The following is a 2,864-nucleotide window of genomic DNA, read 5'->3' on the forward strand; positions in this document are numbered from 1 at the left end:
GCTCCGACAAGGCGGGCCTGCATGTCGATCCGCGTGGCATCCCACCAACCGCCGGGGATTACGGGGCAGCCGCAGAGCATGCTGATGTCCACGGTGGCCTCGAGGCGCCCTTCTGTCTGCTTGATGTTCAGCACATCGACCAGGTAACCCGGCAATTCAATAATCACGCGACGGTCGCCCGTTCGGGAGTCTCCAGGCAGCAACCAGCTCATTACAGAGGCCCGTACACGATCTTCTGGTGCCGCATCCAGCGGGCCGCTGGCGGTGATGGCGAGCTGGAGGGGCGAGTCGATATCCAGCTCGGTGACGAAGGACGCCGTGCCTTCCGTTGCGATCGAATCCCAATGTGGCTGTTCCGCAGCCATGATCAGCCGTGTATTGCCCGTGCCGCCGGTGGTGATGCCTTCGGCCAGGATCTCGCCGGTCTCGGCATCCGTGATGGTAATCCGGGCGCCGCCGCTGCGATCACCAATGAACTTGGCTCCGTGAGCCAGGGCGGAAACTTCAAGTTGTGTCGGTTCGGCCTGCAGTGGCGCTGCAAACAAAGAAAGGGCAAGGATTGGTGCAAGCAAGGCTCTCATGGTGCCCTCCTCCTGCTCTTAAATGAATCGACGCATCTCTAGAAACGCTGTTTCTTCAGCCAGGGAATCATCCGCGCGAAGGCTTCCTCGATGTTGTCGAGGGAATTCGAAAAGGAAATGCGAATCGCATTCATGGACGATTCGCCGAAAGCGTCGCCCGGAATGACGCAGACGCCGATTTCTTCGAGCATCCTTTCCGCGACCATGGTGCCGTTGGTGTGCGTCGGCAATGACGGCAGCATGTAGAAGGCGCCCTGCGGCCAGTAGCCGGTCAGGTGCGGGGCTTCGGCAACCAGGTCCACTACCCTGTCCCGCCGGCGCTTGTATTCCTCGATCATGTTGTCGATGCAGCTTCGGTCGCCCGTCAGCGCGGCGACACCGGCCCATTGCGCCGGCGTGTTGGCGACGGTAGTTGTGAACATGTGGAAGCGACGCAGTTTCTTGATCGCGCCCTGGCTGGAGATGACCCAGCCGATGCGCAAGCCCGCCATGCTGAAGGTCTTGGAGAAGCTGCTGATCGCCATGACGTGGTCAAGATCGGAGGTGCAGCGAATGACGCTCGGGAATTCCATGTCGTCCAGCAACAGGTGGTCGTAGACCTCGTCGCTGAAGACATAGATGCCGCGATACGCCGCTTCCTGGACGATGGCTTCCATGGTTTCGCGCGGATAGACGACCCCCGTCGGGTTGGAGGGCGAATTCAGCACGATGGCAAAGGTGCGCTCGCCGATGTTGTCGATCACTTCCTGCGGGTCCAGCTGGTGGCCGTGTTCGGCCCGCGTCGGGATCATCTTCACTTCGCCGCCGTTCATGCGGATCAGGGGCGCATATAAAAGGAAAGTCGGATCCGCGACCAGGAACTGTCGCCCGGGTGCGGCCGTTGCGCTCAGCGCCAGGTAGATGGCCTCCGTGGCGCCGGTGGTGATCAGGAAATTATCTTCTGTCAGGTCGCGGTCGTAACGCGCGCTGTAGTAGTCCTTCAGTGCAGTGAGCAGCTCCGGCAGGCCGGCATCGAGGGTGTAACCGGTCTGCCCGGCTTCGAGCGCCTGGATGTGCGCGTCAACGATGTGCTGCGGCGTGGGGAAATCCGGCTGGCCGATGGAGAGATGGATGACGTCGTCCATGTCGGCCGCCATGTTGATCATGCGGCGAATGCCGGGCATGGGAATGGCCTGCAAGGCGGGCCCGAACAATGGCGCGGATGTGTGTTCGTACTGGTCCATGTCCAGTGGATTGCCCATGCTCAACTCCCCGTGTTTCTTTTTCCTCGGTCGAGACTAGGTTCCTGAACTCCTGTCGGTCAAGCGATGCCTGACTTATGGAAAGTTGTTTAGCGCCCGAATGAAAAAAATCGTCGACGGATTTGACCTCTCGCAGGTGGCCTGCAATGGTTAGCTCCATGACCGCCAACGGCGCCAAACCCAGAATCGCTGTCCTGACGGACGACGAACAGGGACTTCCGCCTGGCCTCGATGCGCTCGATGGCCATGCCGAAGTGCGTCATGCCGATTCCGAAGACACCTTGCGCAGCGCCCTGCCCGGCGCTGACATCCTGTTGGTGACCGATTTTCGCACCGAGGCGCTCGCCGCGGCCTGGGATTCGGCCGATTCACTGAAGTGGATCCATGCCACAAGCGCCGGTGTCGATGCCTTGATGATTCCCGAGGTTCGCGACTCCGATATCCCCGTCACCAACGCGGCCGGTATTTTCGATCGCAGCATTGCCGAGTACGTGCTCGGCGCCATTTTGATGATGGCGAAAGACTTTCCAGGCTCCATGGCCTTGCAGCGTGACCATGCCTGGCGACATCGCGATACCGAGCGCGTGAATGAACATTCCGTGCTGGTCGTCGGGGCCGGCAACATCGGGCGCCAGATCGCGCGTCTTTGCAATGCCGTCGGCATGCGCGTGAGTGGCGTGGCCAGCAGCGATCGAGAAGGTGATGCGGATTTCGAGAGCATTCATGCCTCGTCGCGATTGATGGATCTCTTGCCGGACTTTGATTACGTCGTCGTCGCGGCACCTTTGACGCCGGCCACCCAGGGCCTGTTCGACGCCGACGCCTTCGAACGCATGGCACCGCATGCCCGCTTCATCAATATCGGCCGCGGACCGATCGTCGTGACCGACGACCTGGTCGAGGCGCTGCAGGACGGCGTCATCGCGGGTGCGGTGCTGGATGTTTTCGAAGAAGAGCCGCTGCCGCGCGAGCATCCGCTCTGGGACTGTCCCAACACGGTGCTGACGGCGCACATGGCAGGTGATTTCATCGGCTGGCGCGA

General features: G+C 61.2%; 3 protein-coding genes. 1 reads left to right on the forward strand and 2 read right to left on the reverse strand.

Annotation, left to right across the window (positions count from 1 at the left end; all coding sequences use genetic code 11):
• Together R3217_10605 and R3217_10610 are read right to left on the reverse strand one after the other, a co-directional pair.
• On the reverse strand, positions 1–581 hold a 581-nt coding region (locus R3217_10605), incomplete at its 3' end, for a hypothetical protein (GenBank protein ID MDX1455893.1).
• Between the two features lie 38 nt (positions 582–619).
• Positions 620–1,822 (reverse strand): aminotransferase class I/II-fold pyridoxal phosphate-dependent enzyme, encoded by a 1,203-nt coding sequence (locus R3217_10610; GenBank protein MDX1455894.1) that lies wholly within the window; start codon positions 1,820–1,822, stop codon positions 620–622.
• A gap of 146 nt (positions 1,823–1,968) precedes the next feature.
• Here R3217_10610 and R3217_10615 point away from each other — a divergent pair.
• The coding region (locus R3217_10615; GenBank protein ID MDX1455895.1) for a D-2-hydroxyacid dehydrogenase at positions 1,969–2,864 on the forward strand (896 nt) is incomplete at its 3' end.

The organism is Gammaproteobacteria bacterium (assembly GCA_033720895.1).
Taxonomy (GTDB): domain Bacteria; phylum Pseudomonadota; class Gammaproteobacteria; order Natronospirales; family JAJUFS01; genus JAWWBS01.

What these genes read in the sequence shown, in the direction of transcription:
- R3217_10610 (MDX1455894.1), bottom strand. Translation starts at nt 1,822, where the DNA reads ATGGGCAATCCACTGGACATGGACCAGTACGAACACACATCCGCGCCA.